This window comes from Kitasatospora sp. NPDC058184 (assembly GCF_042883725.1).
Classification (GTDB): domain Bacteria; phylum Actinomycetota; class Actinomycetes; order Streptomycetales; family Streptomycetaceae; genus Kitasatospora.
In genome coordinates this window covers 238275-263426 of the sequence record NZ_JBHVVE010000010.1, presented here as the reverse complement: position 1 = coordinate 263426, position 25152 = coordinate 238275, and the positions used below count along the sequence as shown (strand labels likewise).

24 protein-coding genes are annotated in these 25152 nt (G+C 72.6%); 10 read left to right on the top strand and 14 right to left on the bottom strand.

Annotated features, from left to right (window positions below):
• Positions 1-121 precede the first annotated feature (121 nt).
• The gene (locus ACFVXH_RS21310) at positions 122-898 is read right to left on the bottom strand and encodes a GntR family transcriptional regulator (RefSeq protein WP_380742112.1); all 777 of its coding nucleotides are present in this window, start codon (positions 896-898) and stop codon (positions 122-124) included.
• Positions 899-1219: 321 nt separating this feature from the next.
• Here ACFVXH_RS21310 and ACFVXH_RS21305 point away from each other — a divergent pair, with 321 nt between their 5' ends.
• Together ACFVXH_RS21305 and ACFVXH_RS21300 are read left to right on the top strand one after the other, a co-directional pair.
• A complete protein-coding gene (locus tag ACFVXH_RS21305) occupies positions 1220-1981 on the top strand; it encodes a tyrosine-protein phosphatase (RefSeq protein ID WP_387826006.1) in 762 nt (253 codons plus the stop codon).
• A 117-nt stretch (positions 1982-2098) separates the two neighbouring features.
• Complete coding sequence (locus ACFVXH_RS21300) at positions 2099-2662, top strand: DUF4291 domain-containing protein (RefSeq protein WP_117489895.1); 564 nt, start codon at positions 2099-2101, stop codon at positions 2660-2662.
• Between the two features lie 44 nt (positions 2663-2706).
• Here ACFVXH_RS21300 and ACFVXH_RS21295 read toward each other — a convergent pair whose 3' ends face one another.
• Both ACFVXH_RS21295 and ACFVXH_RS21290 read right to left on the bottom strand, forming a co-directional pair.
• On the bottom strand, positions 2707-3588 hold the full coding sequence (locus ACFVXH_RS21295) for an ABC transporter permease (protein WP_387826003.1): 882 nt from the start codon (positions 3586-3588) through the stop codon (positions 2707-2709).
• Positions 3585-4496 (bottom strand): ABC transporter ATP-binding protein, encoded by a 912-nt coding sequence (locus ACFVXH_RS21290; protein ID WP_387826000.1) that lies wholly within the window; start codon positions 4494-4496, stop codon positions 3585-3587. The genes ACFVXH_RS21295 and ACFVXH_RS21290 overlap by 4 nt, the downstream gene beginning before the upstream one ends.
• Before the next feature lie 133 nt (positions 4497-4629).
• Here ACFVXH_RS21290 and ACFVXH_RS21285 point away from each other — a divergent pair, with 133 nt between their 5' ends.
• Together ACFVXH_RS21285 and ACFVXH_RS21280 are read left to right on the top strand one after the other, a co-directional pair.
• Entirely contained in the window at positions 4630-5895 is a 1266-nt protein-coding gene (locus ACFVXH_RS21285) for a sensor histidine kinase (RefSeq protein ID WP_387825997.1), read from the top strand.
• Complete coding sequence (locus ACFVXH_RS21280) at positions 5892-6554, top strand: response regulator transcription factor (RefSeq protein WP_049653795.1); 663 nt, start codon at positions 5892-5894, stop codon at positions 6552-6554. Before ACFVXH_RS21285 ends, ACFVXH_RS21280 begins: the two co-directional genes overlap by 4 nt.
• A gap of 123 nt (positions 6555-6677) precedes the next feature.
• On the opposite strand, the gene ACFVXH_RS21275 is transcribed toward ACFVXH_RS21280, so the two are convergent.
• From ACFVXH_RS21275 to ACFVXH_RS21235, 9 genes are all read right to left on the bottom strand, one after another.
• Positions 6678-7778: a hypothetical protein gene (locus tag ACFVXH_RS21275; RefSeq protein WP_387825994.1), complete on the bottom strand. Its 1101-nt coding sequence runs from the start codon at positions 7776-7778 to the stop codon at positions 6678-6680.
• A gap of 358 nt (positions 7779-8136) precedes the next feature.
• The gene (locus ACFVXH_RS21270) at positions 8137-8835 is read right to left on the bottom strand and encodes a hypothetical protein (protein WP_387825991.1); all 699 of its coding nucleotides are present in this window, start codon (positions 8833-8835) and stop codon (positions 8137-8139) included.
• Positions 8836-9003: 168 nt separating this feature from the next.
• Positions 9004-10023 carry an N-acetylglucosamine kinase gene (locus tag ACFVXH_RS21265; protein WP_387825988.1) on the bottom strand — a complete coding sequence of 340 codons (1020 nt, stop codon included), beginning with the start codon at positions 10021-10023 and terminating at the stop codon, positions 9004-9006.
• Positions 10024-10195: 172 nt separating this feature from the next.
• Positions 10196-11485, bottom strand: a complete 1290-nt coding sequence (locus ACFVXH_RS21260; RefSeq protein WP_380781835.1) for a 6-phospho-beta-glucosidase — start codon at positions 11483-11485, stop codon at positions 10196-10198.
• Positions 11485-12393, bottom strand: coding sequence for a carbohydrate ABC transporter permease (locus ACFVXH_RS21255; RefSeq protein ID WP_049651466.1), 909 nt, complete (start codon positions 12391-12393; stop codon positions 11485-11487). Before ACFVXH_RS21255 ends, ACFVXH_RS21260 begins: the two co-directional genes overlap by 1 nt.
• 20 nt (positions 12394-12413) lie before the next feature.
• Positions 12414-13427, bottom strand: a complete 1014-nt coding sequence (locus tag ACFVXH_RS21250) for a carbohydrate ABC transporter permease (RefSeq protein ID WP_117489905.1) — start codon at positions 13425-13427, stop codon at positions 12414-12416.
• Positions 13428-13453: 26 nt separating this feature from the next.
• Complete coding sequence (locus ACFVXH_RS21245; RefSeq protein WP_387825983.1) at positions 13454-14809, bottom strand: ABC transporter substrate-binding protein; 1356 nt, start codon at positions 14807-14809, stop codon at positions 13454-13456.
• Between the two features lie 138 nt (positions 14810-14947).
• On the bottom strand, positions 14948-16138 hold the full coding sequence (locus ACFVXH_RS21240; RefSeq protein ID WP_049651468.1) for an ROK family transcriptional regulator: 1191 nt from the start codon (positions 16136-16138) through the stop codon (positions 14948-14950).
• 866 nt (positions 16139-17004) lie between these two features.
• A complete protein-coding gene (locus tag ACFVXH_RS21235) occupies positions 17005-17805 on the bottom strand; it encodes a hypothetical protein (protein ID WP_259316757.1) in 801 nt (266 codons plus the stop codon).
• Between the two features lie 221 nt (positions 17806-18026).
• Between ACFVXH_RS21235 and ACFVXH_RS21230 the strand changes: the two genes are divergently transcribed.
• The 6 genes from ACFVXH_RS21230 to ACFVXH_RS21205 are packed head-to-tail and all read left to right on the top strand — an operon-like array spanning position 18027 to position 22525.
• Complete coding sequence (locus tag ACFVXH_RS21230) at positions 18027-18317, top strand: hypothetical protein (protein WP_387825979.1); 291 nt, start codon at positions 18027-18029, stop codon at positions 18315-18317.
• A complete protein-coding gene (locus ACFVXH_RS21225; protein ID WP_387825976.1) occupies positions 18314-18868 on the top strand; it encodes a dTDP-4-dehydrorhamnose 3,5-epimerase family protein in 555 nt (184 codons plus the stop codon). The genes ACFVXH_RS21230 and ACFVXH_RS21225 overlap by 4 nt, the downstream gene beginning before the upstream one ends.
• 34 nt (positions 18869-18902) lie before the next feature.
• Entirely contained in the window at positions 18903-19874 is a 972-nt protein-coding gene (gene rfbB / locus ACFVXH_RS21220) for a dTDP-glucose 4,6-dehydratase (RefSeq protein WP_074005612.1), read from the top strand.
• A gap of 11 nt (positions 19875-19885) precedes the next feature.
• The gene (locus ACFVXH_RS21215) at positions 19886-20884 is read left to right on the top strand and encodes an ATP-grasp domain-containing protein (RefSeq protein WP_387825973.1); all 999 of its coding nucleotides are present in this window, start codon (positions 19886-19888) and stop codon (positions 20882-20884) included.
• A gap of 16 nt (positions 20885-20900) precedes the next feature.
• A complete protein-coding gene (locus tag ACFVXH_RS21210; RefSeq protein ID WP_387825970.1) occupies positions 20901-22043 on the top strand; it encodes a DegT/DnrJ/EryC1/StrS family aminotransferase in 1143 nt (380 codons plus the stop codon).
• 20 nt (positions 22044-22063) lie between these two features.
• Positions 22064-22525 (top strand): low molecular weight phosphotyrosine protein phosphatase, encoded by a 462-nt coding sequence (locus tag ACFVXH_RS21205; RefSeq protein ID WP_387825968.1) that lies wholly within the window; start codon positions 22064-22066, stop codon positions 22523-22525.
• Here ACFVXH_RS21205 and ACFVXH_RS21200 read toward each other — a convergent pair.
• Both ACFVXH_RS21200 and ACFVXH_RS21195 read right to left on the bottom strand, forming a co-directional pair.
• The gene (locus ACFVXH_RS21200) at positions 22522-23712 is read right to left on the bottom strand and encodes a glycosyltransferase (protein WP_380743553.1); all 1191 of its coding nucleotides are present in this window, start codon (positions 23710-23712) and stop codon (positions 22522-22524) included. The genes ACFVXH_RS21205 and ACFVXH_RS21200 overlap by 4 nt on opposite strands.
• 239 nt (positions 23713-23951) lie before the next feature.
• Entirely contained in the window at positions 23952-25121 is a 1170-nt protein-coding gene (locus ACFVXH_RS21195; RefSeq protein WP_380743555.1) for a mechanosensitive ion channel family protein, read from the bottom strand.
• Positions 25122-25152: the final 31 nt, after the last annotated feature.

Sequence of the window (25152 nt, the reverse complement as noted above, 5' to 3'; positions counted from 1 at the left end):
CCGGCCGGGAACGGGCGCGGCGGCCCCTGCCACCAGCCGAGGAGGCCCCGGCCACCGGCCCCTGCCACCAGCCGAGGAGGCCCCGGCCACCGGCCGCTGCCGCCCGCCGCGGCGGCCCCCGCTACCGGTCCCGGAAGTGCAGGACGAAGCGGGCGCTGCTGCCGTCGATCCGCCGCCGCACGTACAGCGCCGGAGCGCCGTCCGGGGTGCAGCTGACCCCCTCGCGCACCAGCAGCGCGGTGCCCGGCGGGACGCCCAGCAGCTCGGCGTCCGCGAGGTCCGCGCCGACGGCGCCGAAGGCCCGCCAGTCGTACTCCAGCTCCACCCCGGCGGCCCGCGCCAGGTCCGGCACCAGGTTCCCGGGGCGGCCCGGCCGGACCAGCTCGGCGGGCAGCGGGCCGAACGGCACCCAGTAGCTGCACGCCGCCCGGGCCCGCCCGCCCAGCCGGATCACCGAGTCCACCCGGGACAGCTCCGCGGGAGTGCGGCCCAGCTGGCGGGCCGCCTCCGCGTCCTGCGCCGAGCCGGTGACGGGCGGGGCGGCCACCACGAACTCGCCGTCGGTGGACTCGTCGTTCGGCAGCGCGGTGGGCACGCTGCCGAGGTCGAAGCGCTGGCTGCGCGGGTCCACGGCGATCGACACCCGGACGGCGGGCGGGCGGACGAAGGTGCCCACGCCCCGGCGGATCTCCACCACGGCGGCCCGCTCCAGCTCCGCCACCGCCTGCCGTACGGTCAGCCGGTTCACGCCGAACTCGGCGCTCAGCTCGGGCTCGCTGGGCAGCCGGGTGCCGGGCGGGTAGGCGCCGGCGTCGACGCGCTCCTGGAGCCGGCGGGCCAGGCGGCGGTACACCGGGGTGTTCGGGGAGCTCGGGGTGTCCGGGGGGTTCGTCGCCACGGGCCCGATCCTACGGAGCCCGCCCGGGCCGCCTGCGCCGCTCGGGCCGCCTGTGTCGCCTGTGCCGCCTGCGCCCCTCGTCACCGCTCGGGCCGCCCGGGCGCCGTGCCGTACGGGACACCGCGGCCCCCGGGTCGCCGTGGGCGGGCGATGGGCGTGGGATAGAAGGATGTACCGATCGAGGCCCGCGTCGGCGAGACCCGCGCCACCGAGGCTTGCCCGGCGGCCCCCCGAGGGGTTACACATCTAGACGTCTAGATGTCTCCGCCTCCGGATCTCCCCGTCTCCTCCCGGGTGCGGCCCCACCGAAAGGCCTCCCGCATGTCCCTGGTCAACTTCCGCGACGCCGCCGCCCTCGGCGACCCCGAGGGCCGGCGGGTCCGCCCCGGTGTGCTGTACCGCTCCGCCCAGCCGTTCCCGGCCGCCGACGAGGCCACCGTCGCCCAGCTGCGCGGCTGCGACATCCGCACCATCGTGGACCTGCGCGACCCGCGCGAGACCGACCCCGCCGACTGGGCCGCCGCCGAGTCCGCCGGGATATCCGTCGTCGCCGCCCCGGTGAACCCCGCCACCGACGCCCTCACCGCGCGGATGGGCACCATGGCCACCGCCGCCGACCTGGGCGACTTCTACGTCCTGCTGGCCGAGTCCGCGCCCGACGCGGTGGCCGCCGCCGTCGACGCCACCGTCCGCCCCGGCGCCGTCCTGCTGCACTGCGCCGCCGGCAAGGACCGCACCGGCCTGCTGACCGCCCTCCTGCTGGACCTCCTCGGCGTCCCCGCCGAGCGCATCGTCGCCGACTACACCCGCACCGCCGACGCCCTCCCGCAGATCTTCGCGGGCCTCGCCGAGCGCCACCGCACCGCCCTCAACGACCGCACCACCTCCCGCGTCACCGACTCCCGGGGCCGCAACCTGACCATCCCCGCGCCCCTCCTGGAGGCCCCGGCCGAGGCCATGTCCGTCTTCCTCGACCGCGTCCGCACCCACCACGGCGGCGCCGCCTCCTTCCTCCCCTCCTGCGGCGTCCCGGCGGCCACCCTCGGCGCCTTCCGCACCAAGGCGGGCACCGCCGCGGCCTGACCCCGGGGGCCGTCGCGCCGCGCCCGTTGGCGTGCCCTAATCCCGTTGCGCCGTGCCGTCGGTGCTGGCAGCGTGGCCGGGCGGGCAGCGTGCCGGGGCGGAAGGGGGTGGCGCGGGATGACCGCTCTGCGCGAGATCCGGGCCGACCACGACGGGCGGACGATCGTGCTCTACCAGGCCTACCCGCCGGCGATCGCCGACGCGGCGCTGGCGGCGGGCCGGTTCACGGCGCCGTTCGGCTTCCACCGGATGACGTGGATCAAGCCCTCGTTCCGCTGGCTGATGCACCGCAGCAACTGGGCGCAGAAGCCCGGCCAGACCAGGGTGCTGGCGGTCCGGATCACCCGGGAGGGCTGGGAGGAGGCGCTCGCCCGCGCCGTCCTGACCACCGCGCACCCGGACGAGGTGGCCCGCGCCGAGGTCCACGTGCAGTGGGACCCGGAGCGGTCGCTGCGCGGGGCGGCGCTGAACCACTACAGCATCCAGGTGGGCGTCGGCCGGTCGCTGGTCCGCCGCTACGCCGAGGAGTGGGTCGTCGGGCTCACCGACCTCACCCCGCAGGTGCAGCGGATCGCCGCGCTGGTCCGCGGCGGGCAGGCGGCGAAGGCGCAGCGGCTGCTGCCGCCCGAGCGCCCGTACCCGCTGCCCGCCGCGACGGCACGGCGCCTCGGCCTGGGGTGACCCGAGGCCCCGGGGCGGCCCGAGGCCCGGGGCGACCCGGGGCCTCACACGTCCCGCCGCCGCACCACGACCACCGTCACCGCCACCGCCACCGCGCCCCACACCCCCATGGTGATCCACGAGTCCAGCACGCTCGGCGCGTACTTCCCCATCGTGGTCCTGGAGTTCGGTGTGATGGTGAGCCGCTGCACGGTGGCCAGCGGCAAATGGGTGCCGATCTCCTTCAGCCACCGGTAGCGGTCCCCGCCGAACATCATCGGCAGGATGAACATCAGCATCACCAGCGACACGATCGAGGCGGTGGCGTGCCGCAGCAGCGCGCCCAGCGCCATCCCGATCAGCGCGCAGACCGGCACGATCGCCGCGTAGGCGAGCACGGCCCGCAGGCAGCCCTCGTCGGTGATGGAGAGCCCGACGTGCCGGGAGGCCAGCATCGCGTTGATGGTGAGGAAGGAGAGCGCCGAGACGGCGAGCCCGGCGAGCGCGGTGATCCCGCCGATCAGCAGCACCTTGGCCGCGATCACGCCGCGCCGGTCCGGGACGGCGGCGAAGGTGGTGCGGATCAGGCCGGTGGTGTACTCGCCGAAGACGGTGATCGCCCCGAGGCTGCCGGCCGCGACCGCCATCAGGTCGCTCGCGATGCTGCCGAGGCCGTGGAACAGCGGGTCGTAGGTGTACGGGGAGCGCCCGGGCATCGGCGCGGGCGGGTGGTCGATGTACGTCAGGTCGGTGTGGACGGCGTTCACGTTGACCGCGATCGCCACCAGCGAGGCCAGCGCCAGCACCCAGTAGGTGGAGCGCAGCGAGCGCAGTTTGATCCACTCGGCGGCGAGCAGGTCGAGGAACCGGGGGGCCGGCTCGGCGACGGAACCGCCGGAACCGCCGGAACCGGTGGAACCGGTGGAACCAAGGGCCATGCTGCTCATCGGGCTTCTCCTGCCAGGTACTCGACGCTGTCGGCGGTCAGGGACATGAACGCCGACTCCAGCGACGACGTCCGGGCGGCCAGTTCGTGCAGCACCACGCCGTGCCGCAGCGCGAGTTCGCCGATCCGTTCGGCCGGCATCCCGGTGACGGTCCCGAACCCCGGCTCGGTCAGCCGTACTTCGGCCCCCTCCGCGCGCAGGACCCCGGCCAGCGAGGCGAGTTCGGGTCCTCGGACGGCCACCGAGGAGACCGCGTTGCGGGCCGAGAACTCGGCGAGGCTCTCGTCCGCGATCAGCCGGCCGCGCCCGATCACCACCAGCCGGTCGGCGGTGTGCTCCATCTCGGCCATCATGTGGCTGGAGACGAAGACGGTGCGCCCCTCGGCGGCGAGCCGGCGGAACAGTCCGCGCACCCAGAGCACGCCCTCCGGGTCCAGCCCGTTGAGCGGTTCGTCGAAGAGCAGCACCGGCGGGTCGCCGAGCAGCGCGCCGGCGATGCCGAGCCGCTGCTTCATGCCCAGCGAGTAGCCGCCGATCCGGCGCCCGGCGGCCTTGGCGAGCCCGACCTCGGCCAGCACCTCGTCCACCCGCCGGAGCGGGATGCGGTTGCTCCGGGCCAGGGCCGACAGGTGGGCCCGGGCGCTGCGCCCGCCGTGCACGTCGCCCGCGTCCAGCAGGGCTCCGACGTGCCGCAGGCCGCGCGGCCGGTTCGCGAAGGGCACCCCGGCCACGGTGGCACTCCCCCCGGTGGGGGTGTCGAGGCCCAGGATCATCCGCAGTGTGGTGGACTTGCCCGCCCCGTTGGGGCCGAGGAAGCCGGTCACGGTGCCGGGCCGGACGGTGAAGGTCAACTGGTCGACGGCCGTGGTGGCGCCGTACCGCTTGGTCAGTCGCTCGATCTCGATCACGGGGACAACGCTGCCGGTCGGGCCCCGCCCGGGCATCGGGCCGCGGGCCACAACCGCGGGCGGCCGCACTGGTCCAGGGGATTACGCCCCCGGGCCAATGTGCCGCCGTCCGGGCCGCCGCTACCATCGCGTCATGATCACCGAACCCCGTCCGCCGCTGCTCAGGCGCCTGCCCGCGGGCGTGTGGGTGGGGGCGCTGTGGACGGCCCTGGTCGTGTTCCGCTTCTTCACGCGCGAGAACGAGCTGCACCACCTGCTGAACTACCACGGCAATCCCGAGGACATGCCGATGGTGGTCACCGCGGTGGTCACCACCCTGGTCGCGACGCTGCTGGTCCGGCTGCCGCTGCTCGCCATCGTGGTGGCGCTCGGGGGCGGGATGTTCGCGCTCGGGATGTGGGGCGTCCCGGAGGCGGCGCCGCTCCAGTTCCTGATCGCCGACGCGGTGGTCGGCTACTGCGCGGCCACCCGCTCCCGCCGGGTCTCGCTCACCGCCCTGGCGCTGCCGCTCGCCACCCTCGCCGGGCTGCTGCTCTGGGGCGCCGTCAACGACTACCCCGTCAACCCGCTCGCCTACGGGGGCTTCGCGGCCACCGTGCTGATCGCCTGGCTGATCGGCAACACCGTGCACCAGGGCCGGGCCCACGCGGAGGCGCTGCGCGGCCGGGCCTCCGAGCAGGCCATCACCGCCGAACGGCTGCGCATCGCCCGTGAGTTGCACGACATGGTGGCCCACAACATCGGCATCATCGCGATCCAGGCCGGCATGGGCAGCCGGGTCATGGACACCCAGCCCGCCGAGACCCGGGCCGCCCTGGAGGCGATCGAGGCCACCAGCCGGGAGACCCTGGCCGGGCTGCGCCGGATGCTCGGCGCGCTGCGGCAGGTCGAGGGGGAGCCGGCGCCGCTCGAAGTGATGCCCGGACTGGGTGAGTTGGACCGGCTGGTGGAGAAGGCGGCGGGCGCCGGGGTGCGGGTGGCGCTCACCCGCCGCGGCGAAGCCCGTCCCCTGCCGTCCGAGGTGGACCTCGCCGCCTACCGGATCGTCCAGGAGGCGGTCACCAACGTGGTCAAGCACTCCGGCACCCGGGACTGCCACGTCACCGTCGGGTACGGGCCGCGGGAACTCGACGTCACCGTCGTCGACCTGGGCGCGGGCGCGGCGACCGGCACCCCCGGTACCGGCTACGGGCTGGCCGGCATGCGCGAGCGGGTCGCCCTGCTGGACGGCGAGTTCGCCGCCGGCCCGCGCCCCGAGGGCGGCTTCCGGGTCGCCGCGCGGCTGCCGCTCCCCGAGAGCCCGGCCGTGCGGACCCCGGCCGTGCAGACCCCCGGCGAGCCCGGTGTCGGGACCGCCGTCGGGACCGCCGTCGAGACCCCCGTGGAGGTGGGACCGTGATCCGTGTCGTCCTGGTCGACGACCAGCCGCTCATCCGCACCGGCCTGCGCGTGCTGATCGCCGACGCCCCCGACCTGGAGGTGGTCGGCGAGGCCGGCAATGGCGCCGAGGCCGTCGAACTGGTCGCCCGGCTGCGCCCCGACGTCGCCGTGATGGACATCCGGATGCCCGGCATGGACGGCATCGAGGCCACCCGCCGGATCACCGCCGACCCGGACCTGCCCACCCACGTCCTCGTCCTCACCACCTTCGACGACGACGACTACGTCTACGGCGCGCTGCGGGCCGGGGCGAGCGGCTTCCTGGTCAAGGACCTCGCCCTGGAGACCATCCTGGACGGCGTCCGGGTGGTCGCCGCCGGGGACGCCCTGCTGGCCCCCGGCATCACCCGCCGGCTGATCGGCGAGTTCGCCGCCCGCCCGGACGCCGACGCCGCGGCCAGGCCCCGCAGGCCGGTCGCCGAGGCCGTCACCGAGCGCGAGCGGGAGGTGCTCACCCTGGTCGGCCGGGGCCTGTCCAACGCCGAGATCGCCGCGGAGCTCACCATCAGCGTGGCCACCGCCAAGGCCCACGTCGCCCGGCTGTTCACCAAGCTCGACGCCCGCGACCGGGTCCACCTGGTCATCCAGGCCTACGAGTTCGGGCTGGTCAGCGCGTAGAAGCGTGTGAAGCGCGTAAAAGCGCGTAAGGCGCGTAACGCGCGAAAAGCATGCAGAGCGCGTCACGCGAGAGCGCCGGAGCGGGCCCGCACGGCCCACTCCGGCGCTCGCCTCACCCGGTCGTCAGTGGACGACCGCGTGCGAGATCTGGCAGCCGCTCACGCCGTTCGACCAGGTGCCCTGCATGGCGAACGAGCCCGTCGCGAACGTCACGTTCTGCGCGCCGCCCGTCCCGCCGACCCCGTTCCAGGAGCACTTGTCGGCGTTCTCGTACCCGGTCGAGTCGGTCCAGCCGCCCGCCGGGTTCTGGTCGGTGATGGTCTCCGAGTACTCGTGGCCGTACACGATGGTCACGCCGTCCAGGGTGCCCGCGCTGCCGCTGTTGACGTAGTTCTGGCCGCAGGAGCTGCCCATGTCGGTCACGTACGGGTCGTTGGTGAACGCCACGTCGCCGTACGGGGAGGAGGCCGCGCCGCCGCTCAGGGTGGTGTCGCCGTTCCAGTCGTGCCAGGCGCAGAAGCCCCCGTTCGGGGTGTTGAAGCCGTCCGGGTGGGTGCCGGTCGGCGACAGCACCACGTACTGCACGTTGCGGTTGGAGGCGGCGGTGGTGTTGCCGAAGTGCCCGGCCGCCTTGACGGCCTCGGCGGCCAGCTGGTTGCCGCTGGCCTGGCCCGGCGCGGCGGCGGACCCGTCGACCCAGACGCCGGCCAGCGCGCCGCCGGTCGGGTAGCCGACGTGCGTCGAACCGGTCGGGCAGCTGGTCGCGCCCGCGGCGACGCCCTCGCAGTACTGGGTCATGACGCCGGACCAGGTCTCGCTGTTGGTGCCGAGGCCCTTGAACAGCTGCTGCGCCCGGACGGCCTCGCCCTTCGGGTCGCCGGTCAGGGTGGTGTAGCCGCTGGAGTTGGTGCCCTGGGTGCCCCACTGGGAGCCCCAGAAGACCAGGTAGACCTTCGGCGCGCCGGTGGTGACGCCGATGCCGTCGACGCCACCGCCGTAGCTGAGGTTGTTGCCCGCCGCCTTCGCGGAGTTTCCGGCCTCCTTGGTCGGGTGCGCGCCGTGCCGGTAGGGGTGCGGCTGTCCGGCGAACTCGCCGGCCGGCCGGTTGTCCTGGGCGGCCTGGGCGACCGGGGCGGCCGCGAAGCCGGCGGCGGCCAGCGCCAGGGCGCTGAGCCCGGTCAGGGCCCGCAGTCGCATCCGGCGGGAGGTGGGGGAGATGCCCATCGTGAGGGTTCCTCTCTGGTGCCGGCCGCGGCCGGGTACGGCGCGGCGGCACGGTGGGGGACGAAGGGGGAGGAGCACGACGACGGCGAGCCGGACCTGCCGGCGGCCCGTCAGGGACGACCAGCGGGGTGGGATGGGGGACCGGTTCACTGCCGACCGCCGGAAGCAAAGCACCGCCGCCGAAACCGCTTCAAGCACGCAAAGGGTAAGACCCGCCCCAAGGAACGCCCGGGCGGACGTAGCGAACGTCAAAAGCCCGCAGCTGGACGTGGGTTGATGCGCGTAGCGCAGCCGAATGCCAACAGTTGAGAGGCGCTTCTACACCGTATGCGCCGTCAGGTCGTCGCCGAAGGCCGACTCAGGGGCCCTCGACCTCGCCGATCCGCATGATCCGGCCGTGCGAGTCCAGCACCACGTCGTAGGCGTTGCCGTGGCAGCCGTACGGGTCGGCCGGTTCGCGCTCGGCCAGGCAGTCGTCGATGTGGGCGATCAGCTCGTCGAGGGGGACGGTCCTGGCCGGTTCGTCGTGGGTGACGTCGACCAGGGTCGCCGCCACGCCCGCCCCCGCGAAGCCGTAGTGGACGGGGCTGCCGACGGGCTCGTAGCGGGCGGAGCCGCAGCTGAAGCGGGCGGACCGGGCGGTGAGTTCGGCCGGTCCGGCGGAGACGACGACGAGGAACTCGTGGCCGGGGCGGCCGGTGGGAACGGCGCACCCGGGCCCGGCGGAAGACTCCGTGGAGGGCTCGGCGGAGGGCTCGTCGGGAGACGCGGGCGCGTCCGGCGAGTCCGGCGGGGCGGGCACGTCGGGCGAAGCGGACGAGTCGGGCGAGGCGGAGGAGAAGGCGGCGGACGGCTCGGCCGAGCCGGAGTAGTACTCCTCCTCCTCGTAGAAGAGGCCGTCGTCCTCGTCCAGCAGGTCGTCCGCGCCCTCGTCGGCCAGCGCGGCGGCGGAGGCGGCGGCCACGGTGGGGCCGGAGTCGGCGGGCGTGCAGCCGGTGAGGGCGGCGGCGCCGCAGGCCAGCAGGGCGGCGGCGAGGAGCATGCGGGGGGTGGCCATGACACAAGTCTCCCCGGGCGGCGGCGGTTGGCGGTACCCGCTTAACACGACCGGGGCCCGGCCCGTGGTTCCCGCCAGGGCCCCTCCCCCGCCGGATGTGCGGATCCGGCGGGGGAGGGGAGCCGGTGAGCGGCCGTCAGGCGGCGGCAGGGGAGCAGGTGGCGGCCGTCAGGCGGCCACCGGCCGGTCCGCCTCGTACGCCTCGCGCACCCGGGCCTGCGCCCGCGCGCCCGCCGCCAGGTGGTCGAGGCCGAGCAGCGCCGCGCCGAGCACCGGCGGGGCGACGACGACGCGCGGCTCGGCCAGCGGCGCGGCCTCGGCGAGCCGGGCGGTCACGTTGTCCAGCAGCAGCGGATGCCGGGAGGCGAGCACGCCGCCGCCCAGCACCACCGGGGTCGGGGTGTCCAGCAGGTCCAGGCGGCGGAGCGCCACCACCGCGAGCCGGACGATCTCGTCGGCCTGGCGGTCGATCAGCCCCCGCGCCACCTCGTCGCCCTCGTCCGCGACGGCGAACAGTACCCGGACGATCTCGTGCAGCCGCGCGTTCGGCAGGTGCCCGAGGTGGACGGCCTCGGCGACGGCGCCGGCGCCGGGCAGGCCGAAGTGCTCGGCGATGGCGCGGGCGAGCCCGGTCGGCCCGCCGCGCCCGTCCTCCGCGCGGACAGCGTGCCACATGCTGGCGACGGCGAGTCCGGAGCCGCCGCCCCAGTCGCCGGTGAGCTCGCCGAGGGCGGGGAAGCGGGCGGTGCGGCCGTCCGGCAGCAGGCCGACGCAGTTGATCCCGGCGCCGCAGACCACCGCGACCCCGCGCGGGCCGTCGGTGCCGGCCCGCAGCAGGCCGAAGGTGTCGTTGACGACGGTGTTGCCGGCGCCCCAGGGGTGGGACTCCAGCGCCACCCGCAGCGCCTCCTCCTCGACCGGCAGGTCGGCGTTGGCCAGGCAGGCGCTGACGTGGCCGGTGAGCACGCCGCTCCAGGACGGGTGGCCGGCCTCGGCGGCGGCCTGCTCGACCAGCGGGGCGAGGCCGGCGACGGCCGCCGCGCCGCCGATCTTCTGCGGTTCGAAGCCGCCGCCGCGGGCGGTGCCGAGGATGCTGCCGTCGGTGCCGATCAGGGCGACGTCGGTCTTGGAGTTCCCCGCGTCGATGGCGAGGACGCCGGGCAGGAGTGGTTCGGGCTGGTGGGTCATCAGGTCCCCGCGGCTCGTACGTGGCCCGGGCCGTTGGTCGTCGGCCGGGTGCCCGGCGGTGGTCCCGGCCGGGTGGCCCGGCCGAAAGGTCCCCGGCCGGGGGTGGACGGTCTCCTCGCGGTGCCCGTCCGGCGACCGGGGGCGGTCGCCGGACGGCGCGGAGCGGGCCGGGTCAGGCCCAGGCGAGGTGCTCGCGGTTGTGGGCGAGCAGGCGGTCCGTGAGCTGGTCGGCCAGCTCGATCTGGCCGACCAGCGGGTGGGCGAGCAGGGCGTCGAAGACCCGGTCGCGGCCGCCGCGCAGGGCGGCGTCGAGGGCGAGCTGCTCGTACGAGGTGACGGCGGCGACCAGTCCGGCGTACAGCGGCTCGACGGGCCGCTGCGGCAGCGGGCGCACGCCCCGCGCGTCCACCTCGGCCGGCACCTCGATGACGGCGTCGTCCGGCAGGAACGGCAGCACGCCGTCGTTGCGGGTGTTCACCACCTGGACGGACGTGCCGCCGCCGGTGCCGAGCAGCGCGGCGATCAGCTGGACGGCCGCCTCCGAGTAGAAGGCGCCGCCGCGCTTGCCGAGCAGCTCGGGCTTGGTGTCCAGGGCCGGGTCGGCGTACAGCTCCAGCAGCTGCCGCTCGATCTCGGCGACCTGCGCGGCCCGCGAGCCCTGCTCCCTCAGCTCCGCCACCACGGCGTCGTGCTGGTAGAAGTACCGCAGGTAGTAGGACGGCACGACGCCGAGCCGCTCGATGACGGCCTGCGGCAGGTGCAGGTCCTCGGCGATCTCCTTGCCGTGCGAGGAGAGCAGCTCGGGGAGCACCTCGCGCCCGGTCGTGGCGCCCGGGGCGTCCAGCAGGGTCACCCCGCGCTCCCAGGTCAGGTGGTTGAGCCCGACGTGGTCGAGCCGGACCAGCTCCGGGTCCACGCCCAGGTGCCCGGCGAACTTGCGCTGGAAGCCGATCGCGACGTTGCACAGCCCGACGGCCTTGTGGCCGGCGGTCTGCAGCGCCCGGGTGACGATGCCGACCGGGTTGGTGAAGTCCACGATCCAGGCGTCCGGGTTGGTCCGGCGCACCTGCTCGGCGATGTCCAGCACCACCGGGACGGTGCGCAGCGCCTTGGCGAGCCCGCCGGCGCCGGTGGTCTCCTGCCCGACGCAGCCGCACTCCAGCGGCCAGGTCTCGTCCTGGTTGCGGGCCGCCTGCCCGCCGACGCGCAGCTGGAGCAGCACGGCGTCGGCGTCCGCGACGCCCGCCGCCAGGTCCGTGGTCACCGTGACGACCGCGGGGTGGCCCTGCCGGGCGAAGATCCGCCGGGCCAGGCCGCCGATCAGCTCCAGCCGCTCGGCGGCCGGGTCGATCAGCACCAGCTCGCCGACCGGCAGGGTGTCGCGCAGCCGGGCGAAGCCGTCGATCAGCTCCGGAGTGTACGTCGAACCCCCGCCGACGATTGCCAACTTCAGTGCGGACATCAGCCCTTGACCCCTGTCAGTGTCACGCCTTCGATGAAGGCCTTCTGAGCGAAGAAGAAGAGGACGATCACCGGGGCCATCACCATCATGGTGGCGGCCATGGTGAGGTTCCAGTTGGTGTGGTGGGCGGCCTTGAAGGACTCCAGCCCGTAACTGAGCGTCCAGGAGTCGTGGTTGTTGCTGGCGTAGATCTGCGGGCCGAAGTAGTCGTTCCAGCAGTAGAAGAACTGGAACAGCGCGACCGCGGCGATGGCCGGCTTGGCCATCGGCAGGACCACCCGCAGCAGGGTGCGCAGGTCGCCGCAGCCGTCGATCCGGGCGGCCTCGATGTACTCCCTGGGGATGGTCATCAGGAACTGGCGCAGCAGGAAGATGGTGAACGCGTCGCCGAAGGCCATCGGGATGATCAGCGGCCAGAGCGAGCTGCTCAGGCCCATCTGCTTGGACCAGAACAGGTACATCGGGATGACGGTGACCTGCGGCGGCAGCATCATCATCGCGATGACCGCCATCAGCGCCAGGTTGCGGCCGCGGAAGCGGAACTTGGCGAGCGCGTAGGCCACCGGCAGGCTGGAGACCACGGTCAGCACGGTGCCGGCCACGGCGTACAGCAGGGTGTTGCGCCACCAGGTGAGGAAGCCGGGGGTGTCCCAGACCTTGCCGTAGTTGCCCCAGTTCCAGCTGGTCGGCCAGTAGTCGGTGGTGAGCGCCTGCCGGTCCGACATCACCGAGGTGAGGAAGACGAACACGAAGGGCAGCAGGAAGAACAGCGCGGCGGCGATGGCCAGCGCGTGCACGGCCACCCAGTTGAGGGCCGCGCGGCGGCGGGCGGCCCGGGCGGCGGGTCCGCCGGGGCGGGAGGGGCCGGCCGCGGCCGGTGCCCTCGTGAGCGTGGAGCCAAGAGTCATGATCAGGTCCTCACGGGCCGCTAGTCGTCGCTCGCCATGAAGCCGGACCGGCGGCGGAGCAGGATCGAGGTGACGGCCATCGAGATGGCGAACAGCACCAGGGCGACGACGCAGGCCGCGCCGTAGTTGAAGCTCTGGAAGCCGAGCTTGTAGACCATCTGCGGCAGGGTCCAGGTGGAGCCGTTCGGGAAGCCGGGCTCGAAGGGCTGGCCGGAGCCGCCCGCGATGCCGCTGGCGACCTTCCCGGCGACGATCGCCTGGGTGTAGTACTGCATGGTCTGGATCACCCCGGTGACCACCGCGAACATGATGATCGGCGAGATGTTCGGCAGGGTGACGTACCGGAACCGCTGGAACGGGCCGGCGCCGTCCAGCGAGGCCGCCTCGTACTGCTCCCGGGGGACGTCCAGCAGCGAGGCCATGAAGATGACCATCAGGTCGCCGACGCCCCACATGGCGAGCAGGGTGAGCGCGGGCTTGGACCAGTCCGCGGAGGCGAACCAGCCGGGCTGCGGCAGGCCGAGCTCGCCCAGCAGGTGGTTGACCGGGCCGGTGCCGGGGTTGAACAGGAAGGCGAAGGCGACGGTGGCGGCCACCGGCGGGGCCAGGTAGGGCAGGTAGAAGGCGGTGCGGAAGAAGCCGGCGCCGGTCTTCACCTTGGTGATGAGCATCCCGATGCCCAGGCCGAAGACGACCCGCAGGGTCACCATCACGACGACCAGCCACAGGGTGTTGCGCAGGCCCTGCCAGAAGGTCGGCAGGTGGTTGAAGACGTAGTCCCAGTTCTTCAGGCCGCTGAAGGTCGGGGCGCCGAAGCCGTTGTACGAGGTGAAGGAGAAGTAGGCGGTGGAGACGAGCGGGTAGGCGAAGAAGACGCTGAACCCGATCAGCCAGGGGGAGAGGAAGGCGAGGGTGCGGGCCGCCTCCCGGCGGCGCTTCCGGCGCAGCAGGTGCTGCGTGGAGGGCGCCGCCGGGCCGGTCGGTCCCGCGTCGGCCTCGTCGCTTCCCTTGCGGGTGCCGAACGCGAGTGACATGGGAGCTCCGTGGACCGTTCCCCGGCCTACTTGGCCTGGGCGATGTCGGTGTCGATCTGCTTGGCCGTGGCGGCCAGACCCGCCTGGAGGTCGCCCTGCTTGCCGGACTCGTAGTCGTAGCCGAGGTTCTGCAGGGTGATGATGTAGCTGCCGCCGTTGACGGCCGGCGGGGTGGTGCCGGAGTGGGCGTTCTTGGCGACGTCCAGGAAGGTCTTGAAGTTCCGGTCGCTCACCAGCTTCGGCGAGTCCAGCGCCTCGAAGGTGCTCGGCACGTTGTGGATCGCGTTGGAGAAGTTCACCACCGCGTCGGTGTCCGTGGTCAGGTACTTGACGAACTCCCAGGCGGCGGCCTGCTTCTTGCTGGTGCTGGCGATGCCGATGATGGTGCCGGTCTGGTAGCCGCGGCCGTAGGTGTCGGCCTGGTCGTCCGGGACGGGGAAGGCGGCGGTGGCCCACTCGAAGTCGGGCTTGTCCTTGGCGAGCGAGGCGGTGCGCCACTCGCCGTCGAGGGCCATCGCGACCTGGCCGGTGTGGAAGGGGTTCTTGGCGCTGAACTCCTCGCCGAAGGTCGCGCGGTACTTCTCCAGCTTGTCGTAGCCGCCGAGCTGGTCGACCAGGCCCTTCTGCCACTTGAACATCGCGGCGACCTTCGGGTCGGTGGCGATGTTCGACTTGCCGTCGGCGCCGAAGTAGGTCGCGCCGTACTGGCCGAGGAAGTGCTCGGTGGTGGACTCGTAGCCGTGGTACAGCGGCATGTAGCCGAGCTGCTTGTACGAGTCGCCGTCGGCGACGGTCAGCTTGGCGGCGTCCTCGGCGAACTCGCTGAAGGTCTTCGGCGGGTTGGCGATGCCGGCGTCGGCGAAGGCCTTCTTGTTGTAGTACAGGCCGTACGCGTCGCCGAGCAGCGGCAGCGAGCACTGGTTGCCCTGGAACTGCGTGTAGTTGAGCATCGCGGCCGGGAAGGTCTTGACCGGGTCGATGCCGCTCTTCTGGAGCATCGGCTTGAGGTCGACGAAGGCCTTGGTCGAGCAGAACATGCCGACGTTGTTGGTGGTGAACGAGGAGACCACGTCCGGCGCGTCCGAGCCGCCCGCCCGCAGGGCCTGGTTGACCTTGTCGTCCTCGAGGCCGTCCACGGACTTGACGTGGATGTTGGGGTGGGCCTTCTCGAAGGCGGCGATGTTGTCGTTGATCGCCTTCTTCTCGTTCTCCTGGCTCCAGCCGTGCCAGAAGGTGATGGTGACGTCCTTGCCGCTGGCCGAGTCGTCGGAGCCGCCCGAGTCGCTGGAACCGGTGCAGGCGGAGGCGAGCAGGGCCAGGACGGCGCTGCCGGCGACGGCGGCGATCGTGCGGCGGCCTCTGCGGGAGGTGGTGGCGTGCACTTCGGGATCCTCCTGGGGGTGCGCGGGCAGGCCTCGTTGCCTCGGGTCCCGCGTTCGGGGGTTGGGGAGAGGTGGGTGCAGGTGGCGAGGTGACAGGGGGAGCGTCAGTGGGTGCGTCGAGTTGATCGGGGGCGGACGTCAGTGGGTGGAGAAGACCGCCTCGCGGGCGTCGGACAGGGCACGTTGCAGGGCGCCGAGCAGGACCGGCGAGCCGGACAGGGCGGTGCTGCGGACCTCCGGCCGGGCGATGGAGATCCGCGCCAGTTCGTCCTCGACCAGCGCGCGCAGCCGTTCGCCGCCCGCGCTCGGCACCACACCGGAGAGGACCACCAGCTGGGGGTCGACGACGGCGACGATCACCGCCAGCCCGACGGCGAGCCGCCCGGCCAGCTCGGCGAGGAAGGCGTCGCCGGCGCCGGGGGTGGCCAGCGCCCTGGCGATGGACTCCTGCGCGGTGGCCGCGCCGAGCCCGTGCTCACGGGCCAGCGACCGGACGGCGGGCGCGCCGACCAGCGCCTGGAACCCGCCGAACTTGCGGCGGCGGGCGTCCCACTCGACCGGGGAGTCGGGCAGCGGCATGTAGCCGACCTCCCCGGCGCCGCCGGTGAAGCCGCGGTGCAGCCGCCCGGCGATCACGATCGCCGCGCCGACCCCGGCCCCGGCCCAGAGCAGGACGAAGTCCTCGAAGCCGGCCGCGGCGCCCGAGGAGCGCTCGGCGACGGCGGCCAGGTTCACGTCGTTCTCGATCGACACCGGCGCGCCGATCGCCTCGGTCAGCTCCTCGACCAGCCGCGGCGAGTGCCAGCCCGGCAGATGGGAGGCGTAGCGCAGCTTGCCGGTGACCGGGTCGGGGGCGCCGCCGACCCCGATCGCGACGGTGCGCAGGGCGCCCTCGGGCAGACCGGCGGCCCGGACCGCCTCGGCCACCGCGGCGGCGACGGTGGGCACGGTCGCGGCCGCCGGGACGCCCTTGGTCGGCACGGTGTGCCCGGCCAGCGTGGTGCCGGTGATGTCGGCGACGGCGACCTCGATGCCGCTGTTGGTGACGTCCAGTCCGGCGACGTACCCGGCGGCCGGATTCACCTGGTACAGCCGGGCGTTGGGACCGGGCCCGCCCGCCGTGGTACCGACCGGCAGGACCAGCCCGGCCGCCTCCAGCCGGGCCAGCAGCTGGGAGGCGGTGGGCTTGGACAGCCCGGTGAGGGTGCCGATCTGGGTACGGGAGAGCGGCCCGTTCTCCAGCAGCAGTTCGAGGGCGGCGCGGTCGTTGATGGCGCGCAGCAGACTGGGGGTGCCGGCGAGGGGGGCCTTGGCGGTGCTCTTGGTCATGCCCGGCATCCTCCTCTTCCGGCTGGTCGTCGACGTCCCGCGGGTGTCCCCGGCGTGGGGAGCGGGCGGGTTTCGGACGAACTGTTAGGAAACTTTCCAGTCGCTAGGGAAGGACCGTAAGCGCCCTGTCGTAGGGGTGTCAATGGTGGGCGGAGCGGAGGATGCCGAAGCGTTACCCGACACCACGAAGCCCCGCCCCCACCGTGGTGGGAGCGGCGCCGACACCCACCCGGCCCCACACGAAAATCCGTATGAGGAAGAAAAACAAGCGCGTCACCCTCCCCGGAAGAGGAGGGTGACGCGCCAATGAATCAGGATTGCAAGCAGCGGAGATTCTGGTGTGGCCCCTCGATGATTCGAGGGGCCACACCGGAAGGGAAATGCTTCAACAAGATCGGGAAAGAGAAGGATTTTTGTGTTGCCCGCCTCGCTTGGGTGGCGAGGCGGGCAACACAAAAGGCATGCCGGCTATTGAGAACAGGTGCGGTGGCTTGCCTCGATGAGGTGTGGCCTGCGGATTCCTTGAGGAATGAAGATGAGAATCCGGGTTCCGCTCCTCGACATGTCGAGGAGCGGAACCCAGAGAAAGTGCTGGATAGGGGTGGCACAACAGGGCCGGGGTGGCGGTATTTCTTGCCTTCTGCACAGGAAGTCGGCCCGATCGACTTCCTGTGCAGAAGGCAAGAAAGCGTGAGAAGACCGCAGTTTCTTGTGCCGTTCCGCCGCGATCACGATCGCGGCGGAACGGAACCAATGCGGGGTGAACAGGGAACAGATGAGGAATGGGGCGTCCTGGTCCCGGTGCGAGACCGCAGCGGCTGACCGTTCCAAGTGCCGACGAGCCGGTCGGCGCGGCACGGCGGAAACTACGGAGTGGCCAGGGCCTCCTCGAGGCGGTCATGTGCTGCCCCGGGCAGGACTTGCCGCAGGGCTTCGGCGCGGGTGCGGATCAATCCGCCGCGGTACGCGGGAGGCAGCTTCTCCCAGACATCGACGGCCTTGTCCACGGCGCTGGTGGGGTCGCCGTCGGAGCACAGGCACGTGGCGGCGTCCATCTCCAGGAGCGCCCGGACCATGATCGACGGGGAATGGGTGAGTGCGAGGTCGGTACGGATGCCGGCGGGGTGCGGGCGTCCCAGTACGTCGCGCAGGAGGTTGAGGTCGGCCTTCATCTGGTCGAGGACGACGACTGGTGAGCGCCCGTGGTAGCCGCCGCGGTGGCGCTCGAAGGCCCCGTCGAGATAGGCGAGGTCGCCGGCATCGGAGCCGGAGAGTCCCGCATTGATACCCGTCCGCGCTTCGGCGATGCCGGGCACCGCCGTGATTCCCGTTGCCAGTGCTGCCACACTGAGAAAGCTCCGCCTTTTCACCGCTGTCTCCTCCTCTCCGTCAACGCCGTCAGCATGACGGGTTGCCCTGCGCCAGCGCCTGGAGGCGGTCACCGCCCGGACGATCTCCTGGACCGTCAGTTCGTAGCCTTCGGCGAGCAGTTGGTACCACCGGGGAGTCGGAAGCCGCTTCTCCTTCTCCCACCGCTTCAAGTTCCCCGCGTCGAACGGTTCCCCGTCCTGGAGCCGCACCAGGAACAGGGCCTGCTCTTCGCGCGAACGGCCAGTGGCTTCGCGGCGCTCCCGCAGCAGTACGCCGATGCCGTCCGGTGCCATCATGCCTGCTCCCTGCGCATCTGACCGTCCAGTGCCCGAACCTGGCCCCCCTAAGCGGCCCCCGCGGAGAAAATGGCCCCTTCAATGGCGCCAGCGCTGTTGGTGGATCCAGGAGTTGACTGTCTATCAGTAAGTCGGGCCGTCGAGCGAAGCCCTTGGCTTTCCCCACCCCGGGCCCGTTGACGCCTCCCGTCCGACCCTGCCCCTCGAAGGGTTTCCTCGCCATGCGCGTACTCGCCACCGCCTTCTCACCCATGCCTCGGATCGCCGCCGACCCGCTCGCCGGCCCGGTGCTTCTGCCCGGTACCACCCTGACCAGCGGTGTGTGCGGTCCCGCGCGCCCTGTTCCCGCCGACCACGACCGCTTCGGGGCGTTCCTCACCGTGTCCTGGGCCGCACTCAACGTCGTTGCCCTCGGTGTGCTCGGACTGCTGGTCCACCACGCCGAGACCCACCTCGAAGGGGCGGTCCCGACCAGCGCGCCGGACTGGTTCGTCGAGGACGGCCGCCGGTGAGGGCCCGTCCACTCGCCGTCCCCGGGGCGTTCGCCTTCGATTCGAACGCCTGCCGCGACGTCCGCGGCGAGCTCCAGGAGTTCTTCCGGGAGGACGTGTTCCGTGCAGCCACCGGCCGGACATTCCGCCTGGCCCAGGCCAACACCGTCGTGTCCCGCCTCGGCGCGCTCCGCGGCATCAGTGTCGCCACCGCCGGCCACGCCAAGTACCTCACCTGCACCGACGGAGCGGTCCTCGACGCCTTGGTGGACCTGCGGACCGGATCGGCCGCATTTGGCAGCTGGCACCTGGAACGCCTCGACGCCGAGCGGCGGACCTCGCTGTTCGTGCCGCCCGGCGTCGGGCACGCCACCCTCGCTCTGGCGGACCGCTCCAGCGTCACCTACCTGCTCAGCGAGCTGCACCGTCCTGAGAAGTTCCTGACGATCGACCCGCTCGACGCGGACCTCGCCATCGAGTGGCCGCCCGAGCCCGCCTCCGTCGTCGTGGGCAACAGCCTGAGCCTCGTCGAGGCCCTCGACCGCAACCTGCTGCCCGCCTACTCCGCCTGACCCTCGCCATACCTCACCCAGATTGGTGACTCCCATGGAGAACATCCTCGTCACCGGCGGTGCCGGCTTCATCGGATCGCACTTCGCCCGCCGCCTCGTCGACGCCGACGACATCGCCAAGGTGACCGTCCTGGACGCCCTCACCTACGCGGGAAACCTCGGCAACCTCGACGGCATCACCGACTCCAAGAAGTTCACCTTCGTCCAGGGCAACATCCTCGACCGCACCCTGGTCGACGCCCTGATGGAGACCCACGACGCCGTGGTCCACTTCGCCGCCGAGTCCCACGTCGACCGCTCCCTCACCGATGCAGGGAACTTCGTCTCCACCAACGTGCTCGGCACGCAGACGCTCCTCGACTCCGCCCGCCGCATCGGCACGCGCAAGTTCGTCCACATCTCGACCGACGAGGTGTACGGCTCCTTGCCCACCGGAACCGCCTTCGAATCCGATCCGCTGAACCCCACCGTGCCGTACTCGGCGTCCAAGGCCGCCTCCGACATGATCGCCCTGGCCTACCACTCCAGCTACGGCGTGCCGGTGTGCGTGACCCGCTCCTCCAACAACTACGGGCCCCGCCAGTACCCGGAGAAGCTGATCCCGCTGTTCGTCACCAGGTTGCTGGCCGGGGAGAAGGCCACCGTCCACGGCAACGGCGAGCACGTCCGCAACTGGCTGCACGTCACCGACAACTGCGCCGGAGTGGAGCTGGTCCTCCACAAGGGCATCCCCGGGCAGGCGTACAACATCGGCGGCGGAACCGACCTGACCACCATCGAGCTGACCGGCATGCTCCTGCGTGCCACCGGCGCCACCTGGAACCAGGTCACCTACGTGCCCGACCGGGCCGCCAACGACATCCGGTACTCCATGGACTGGGGCAAGCTCGCCCAGCTCGGCTACCAGCCCCGGCAGGACCTGGCGGCCGGCATCGCCGAGACCGTCGACTGGTACCGCAGCAACCCCGACTGGTGGCAGACCGCCACCGCGCGGGCCGCCGCGTGAAAGGCCGCGAGGTGAACACCCCTGACCCGGCGGAGCTCCGCCGCATCCTGGTGACCGGCATCGGCGGGGCCCCTGGCCTCGACCTCGCGCTCACCCTCCTCAAGCTCGGCCACGAGGTCATCGGCACCGACTCCAACCCCCTCGCGCCGGGCCTGCTCGCCCCCGGCATCACCACCCGCACCATCGCCCGCGCCGACAGCCCGCTGTTCGCCGCGGACCTGATGGAGCTGGTGCACGACCTCAAGCCGGACGCCCTGATCTGCTGCGTCGAGAACGAGCTTCCGCAGCTGGTCCACCTGCGCGGCCATCTGGAACGTGCCGGAGTACGAACCTGGCTGCCGCCCGTGGCCAGCGTCACCACCGCGGGCGACAAGTGGGAGTTCCACCAGGCGATGCGCGCCGCGAGGGTGCCCACCCCGCAGACCTGGCTGCCCGACCGGATCGGCCAGACCCCCGACGGCACCGAGCTGGTCGTCAAGCCGCGCCGCGGCCAGGGCTCCAAGGACGTGCACTTCTGCCGGACCCGCGAACAGGCCCGCGTGCTGTGCGAACTCGTGCCCGCCCCGATCGTCCAGCAGCGCGTCCGGGGCGTGGAGTTCTCCGCCGACTGCCTGACGGACCGCAGCGGTCGCACCTCCGCGATCCTGCGGCGGCGCTTGATGGTCCAGGCCGGCATGTCGATGGTCGCTGTCACGATCGACGACCCGGAGGCCACCAAGCGGGTCGCCGAGGCGATCCGGGCGATCGGCGCCGTCGGCCCGGTGGACGTCCAGGGCTTCATCACCGACGGCGCCGACCCGCGCGTGGTCATCACCGAGATCAACGCCCGCTTCGCCGCCGGATTCCTGCTCGCCGAGGAAGCCGGAGCCGACCTGGTCCGGCAGACCCTGAACGGCCTCTTCCGGCAGCCCGTCGACCATCGGCGGCTCACCTACCGCGGCGGCGTCTTCCTCACCAAGTACGTCGCCGTGATGTCCACCGAGTCCCGTGCTGTCTCCGGCACGCTCTGACGAAGGAGTACCCGCCTTGGCCTCGACCACCACGCGGCCCCCGGGCGTCGAGCGCAACGCCGCGCCGCTGCTGCACGGCACCGAAGCCGCCGCACTGGCCGCCGTCCTCCCCGGCGGCCAGTGGGGCCACGGCCCGGCCACCGACCAGTTCGAAGCCGGAGTCGCCGACCTGATCGGCGTCACCCACACCGTCGCCGTGAACTCCGGCACCACGGCACTCCACCTCGCTCTGCGCTCGATCGGCATCGGCCCCGGTGACGACGTCGTCCTCCCCTCCCTCACCTTCTGCGCCAGCGTCCAGGCCATCACCTGGAGCGGCGCCGCACCCCGCTTCGCCGAGATCGACCCCCGCATGCTGGCCGTCACCCCGGACACCGTGCTCGAAGCCCTCACTCCGAACACCCGCGCCGTCATGCCCGTGCTGTACGGCGGCCGGGCCGTGGACCTCACCCCGATCCGCGACCACCTGGCCGACCGGGGCATCCAGATCATCGAGGACGCCGCCCACGCCTTCGGCTCCCGCCGCCCGGACGGAACCATGGTCGGCGCCGACCCCGCCGTGCTGACCTGCTTCTCCCACGACCCGATCAAGAACCTCACCACCGGCCAGGGCGGCACGATCATTCCCCGCACCCGTGAGGAAGCCGACACCCTCCGCAGCCTGCGCCTGTTCGGAATCGTCCAGTCCAATGACGCCCGGGCCGCCATGACCTCCTACGAGGTCCAGGGCCCCGGGATGCGCTTCGACATGTCCCAGCTGAATGCCGCCATCGGCGTCGCCCAGCTGAAGCACTTCCCGCAGACCGCCGCACACCGCCAGCACCTGTGGCGCACGTACCAGGTCGAACTGGCCGGCCTGGACGGCGCCCACCTGGTCGACGTGGACGTGGTGAACACCGTGCCGTTCAACTGCGTGGTGGTCCTCGACCACCACCGCGACGAGGTCTTCCGCCACCTGCGGGAGCACGGCATCGGCGTCGCCGTGCACTACCCGCCCAACCACACCCAAGCCGCGTTCTCGGCCTGGCACCGGGACCTGCCGGTCACCGAACAGGTCGCCGGCCGGATCCTCGGCCTGCCGTTCCACCCCGCCATGACCCACGACAGCGTCCGCTACACGGTCGCCGCGCTCGCCGACGCGATCAAGGCCGCCGCGTGACCGACACCAAGGAGCCGAAGATGAGTGAGATGTTCCGCCACCCGAAGCGCCACCGCATCCTGGTGGTCTGCCTGGGCAACCACAACCGCTCGCCGCTCGCCGCCGCGGTCCTCGCCCACACCGGCGGGGAGAAGGTCGAGGTCCGCTCGGCCGGGCTGCGCGAGCGCCACGTCGGCGGTCCGGCGCACAGCAACGCGATCCGCGCCGCCGAGGACGCCGGGTACGACATCCGTGACCACCGCGCGGTCAAGGTCAACCACCGCATGCTCGACTGGGCGGACGCCGTGCTGGCCATGGACCACGCCGTCCTCGCCGAACTCAGGACCATGGCGGACGGAACCCCGGCCGCAGGCAAGCTCGACCTCTACGTCAGCGGCGAGGACGTGCCCGACCCCTGGGAGAGCGACTACGCCGCCTACCAGGTGTGCGTGGACACCATCCAGGCCGGCGCCGTCCGGCACCTGCCGGACCTGGAGGACTAGCGGCCCACGACCGACAGCAGTACGTCCACGAGGCGGTCGGCGGCGTCCGGCCGGCCGTGCTCGGCGGCCTGTCGCGCGATGTCCGCGCGGCGGGCCGGGTCCGTCAGCAGCGGGGCGATCGCCGCCTGGAGGGTGTCCGGGGCGGCCCGGCCGAGGAGGGCCACCGCCGCGCCGGCATCGGCCAGGTGGCGGGCGTTGTGCTCCTGCTCGTTCCCGGCCGACGTCGCCAGCGGGATGAACACCGCGGCCCGCCCCAGCGCGGTCAGTTCGGCCAGTGTTCCCGCGCCGCTGCGGGAGACGACCACGTCCGCGAGGGCGAGCACGTCCGGCAGTTCCGGGCCGACGAAGCCGGTCACCAGGTACCGGGCGCGCAGGTGTTCCGGCAGTGCCGCAGCCCGCTCCCGAAGCCCCGCCTCGTGGCTGGGCCCGCACTGGTGGACCACGTTGGCGTGGCCGAGCAGCCACGGCAGGATCTCGCTCACCAGCTCGTTGATCTGCTGGGAGCCCTGCGCGCCGCCGGTGACGTACACGGTCGGCAGGGCGCGGTCGAAGCCCCACAGGCCGAGCGCCTGGATCGCCTTCTCACCTTGCCCGGTCAGCACCTCCGGGCGGACCGGGTTGCCGGTCACCACGGCGGTGGCACGGGCGGACTCGGGCAGGTACCGGAGCGTCGACTCGGAGGAGACCGCGACCCGGGTCGCCATCCGGGCCAGGGCCCGGTTGCCCAGGCCGAGTCGGACGGTCTGCTCGTGGACCACCAGCGGCCGGTGGCACATCCGGGCGGCCATCCCGACCGGCACGGCGACGTAGCCGCCCGTGCCGAGCACCACGTCCGGGCCGAACCCGGCGATCGCGGAACGGGCCTGCGCGACGCCCAGGGGGACGCGGCCCATGTCCTTGACGTTGGCGGGCGACACCAGCTTGAGCGGGTTGGCGGAGCGCCGGATCTTCCCGGTGGCGACGGTCCTGAACGGGATGTCCTCGGCGGCGGTGACCTTGGCCTCGAGGCCGGTGGCGGTGCCGATCCACAGCACGTCCAGGGCGCCGTCGACCCCGGCGAGACGCGAGCGCAGGGCGCGGATCGCGGTGAGGGCCGGATAGGTGTGGCCGCCCGTTCCACCGCCGGTGACGATCAGTCGAAGAGGCCGGCCAAGGCGGGAGACGAGATCGCTGGTGTCGCGGTTCACGCCTGGAACATACCAGCGCCGACGGAGCCGTCCACCCACTCGATCTGACGTCCGATCAGAGCCAGACGTACCCGCGGCCGCCCGATCGCGGGCACGGCAGACCGAGGGCGTCGGCGGTCGGAGTCCAGCGGCTCCGGTCCGGTGTCGAGAGTGCGAGGAGGGCTCTGGCCGGACACCACGAAGCCCCGCCCCCACTGTGGTGGGAGCGGGGCTTCGTCCGTGTCCGTGCGGCCGAACCGCTACGGCTTCGACGCGTCGTCCGCCGCCCGGGCCGCCGCCGGGACCGGGGCCTGGGCCGGAACGGGCTCGGCCACCCGGTCGGCGGGTGCGGCCTGTTCGGCGGCCGGGACCGGGGAGGGGGCGATCACCACGCCGGTCGCCCCGGCCGTCACTGCGGCGACCTCCTCCTTGACCTTGATCCCGGCCCCGTCGAAGGCCACCTTCAGCCGCTGGCGCAGCGCCCGGGAGACGGAGGCGGCCTTGCCCGGGGCGGTCCTGGCCTCGACCCGCAGCACCACCGAGTCCGAGGCGACCGACTCCACGCCCAGGATCGACACCGGAGCCCAGATCAGCTCGTCGTACGGGGCCTCCTTGGCCATCTCCTCGGCCGTCGCCAGGATCAGGTCCTCGACCCGGATCAGGTCCTCCTTGTACCCGACCTGGACGTCCACCGAGGCGGTCGCCCAGCCCTGGCTCATGTTGGCGATCCGCTTCACCTCGCCGTTGCGGATGTACCAGATCTCGCCGTTCCCGCCGCGCAGCTTGGTGACCCGCAGGCCGACCTCCAGCACCGTGCCGGTGGCGACACCGGTGTCGATCTCGTCGCCGACGCCGTACTGGTCCTCCATGATCATGAAGACCCCGGAGAGGAAGTCGGTGACCAGGTTCCGGGCGCCGAAACCGATCGCCACACCGGCCACACCGGCGCTCGCCAGCAGCGGCGCCAGGTTCACGCCCAGCGCGGAGAGCACCATCAGCGCCGCCGTGCCCAGGATGCTGAAGGAGGCGACGCTGCGCAGCACCGAGCCGATCGCCTCCGAGCGCTGCTGGCGCCGTTCGGTGTTCACCACCCCGGTGTTGGCCAGCAGCCCGCCCAGCCGGCTCTCCTCCTGGTGCTCGGAGGTGCGCGCCATCCGCCCTATCAGCTGGGTGATGAGCTTGCGCACGACGGCCCGGAGGACCAGCGCGAGCACGATGATGAAGACGATCCGCAGCCCGGAGGCCACCCAGCCCTGCCAGTGGGTGTCGAACCAGCTGGCGGCCTGCCGGGTGGTGTCCGAGACCTCCTGCGCGCTGGTCGGGATCCGCAGGTCGAGCTCGGGCAGCTGCGCGGTGGGGCTGGGGGCCGGGGTCGGGTTGGCGAGCGTCGAGGACGCGTCGGACGGACCGGTGGCACCGGAGCTGAACACGTGCGGACCTTCCTGGCTGGGGTGCGTGGTG

Bases quoted from the DNA above. Each gene is read 5' to 3' on its own strand.
- ACFVXH_RS21295 (WP_387826003.1), bottom strand. From the start codon at position 3,588: ATGAGCAGCATGGCCCTTGGTTCCACCGGTTCCACCGGTTCCGGCGGT.
- ACFVXH_RS21255 (WP_049651466.1), bottom strand. From the start codon at position 12,393: ATGACTCTTGGCTCCACGCTCACGAGGGCACCGGCCGCGGCCGGCCCC.
- rfbB (WP_074005612.1), top strand. From the start codon at position 18,903: ATGGAGAACATCCTCGTCACCGGCGGTGCCGGCTTCATCGGATCGCAC.
- ACFVXH_RS21235 (WP_259316757.1), bottom strand. From the start codon at position 17,805: ATGATGGCACCGGACGGCATCGGCGTACTGCTGCGGGAGCGCCGCGAA.
- ACFVXH_RS21300 (WP_117489895.1), top strand. From the start codon at position 2,099: ATGACCGCTCTGCGCGAGATCCGGGCCGACCACGACGGGCGGACGATC.
- ACFVXH_RS21260 (WP_380781835.1), bottom strand. From the start codon at position 11,485: ATGTCCGCACTGAAGTTGGCAATCGTCGGCGGGGGTTCGACGTACACT.
- ACFVXH_RS21305 (WP_387826006.1), top strand. From the start codon at position 1,220: ATGTCCCTGGTCAACTTCCGCGACGCCGCCGCCCTCGGCGACCCCGAG.
- ACFVXH_RS21230 (WP_387825979.1), top strand. From the start codon at position 18,027: ATGCGCGTACTCGCCACCGCCTTCTCACCCATGCCTCGGATCGCCGCC.
- ACFVXH_RS21265 (WP_387825988.1), bottom strand. From the start codon at position 10,023: ATGACCCACCAGCCCGAACCACTCCTGCCCGGCGTCCTCGCCATCGAC.
- ACFVXH_RS21270 (WP_387825991.1), bottom strand. From the start codon at position 8,835: ATGGCCACCCCCCGCATGCTCCTCGCCGCCGCCCTGCTGGCCTGCGGC.
- ACFVXH_RS21275 (WP_387825994.1), bottom strand. From the start codon at position 7,778: ATGGGCATCTCCCCCACCTCCCGCCGGATGCGACTGCGGGCCCTGACC.
- ACFVXH_RS21250 (WP_117489905.1), bottom strand. From the start codon at position 13,427: ATGTCACTCGCGTTCGGCACCCGCAAGGGAAGCGACGAGGCCGACGCG.
- ACFVXH_RS21240 (WP_049651468.1), bottom strand. From the start codon at position 16,138: ATGACCAAGAGCACCGCCAAGGCCCCCCTCGCCGGCACCCCCAGTCTG.
- ACFVXH_RS21285 (WP_387825997.1), top strand. From the start codon at position 4,630: ATGATCACCGAACCCCGTCCGCCGCTGCTCAGGCGCCTGCCCGCGGGC.
- ACFVXH_RS21205 (WP_387825968.1), top strand. From the start codon at position 22,064: ATGAGTGAGATGTTCCGCCACCCGAAGCGCCACCGCATCCTGGTGGTC.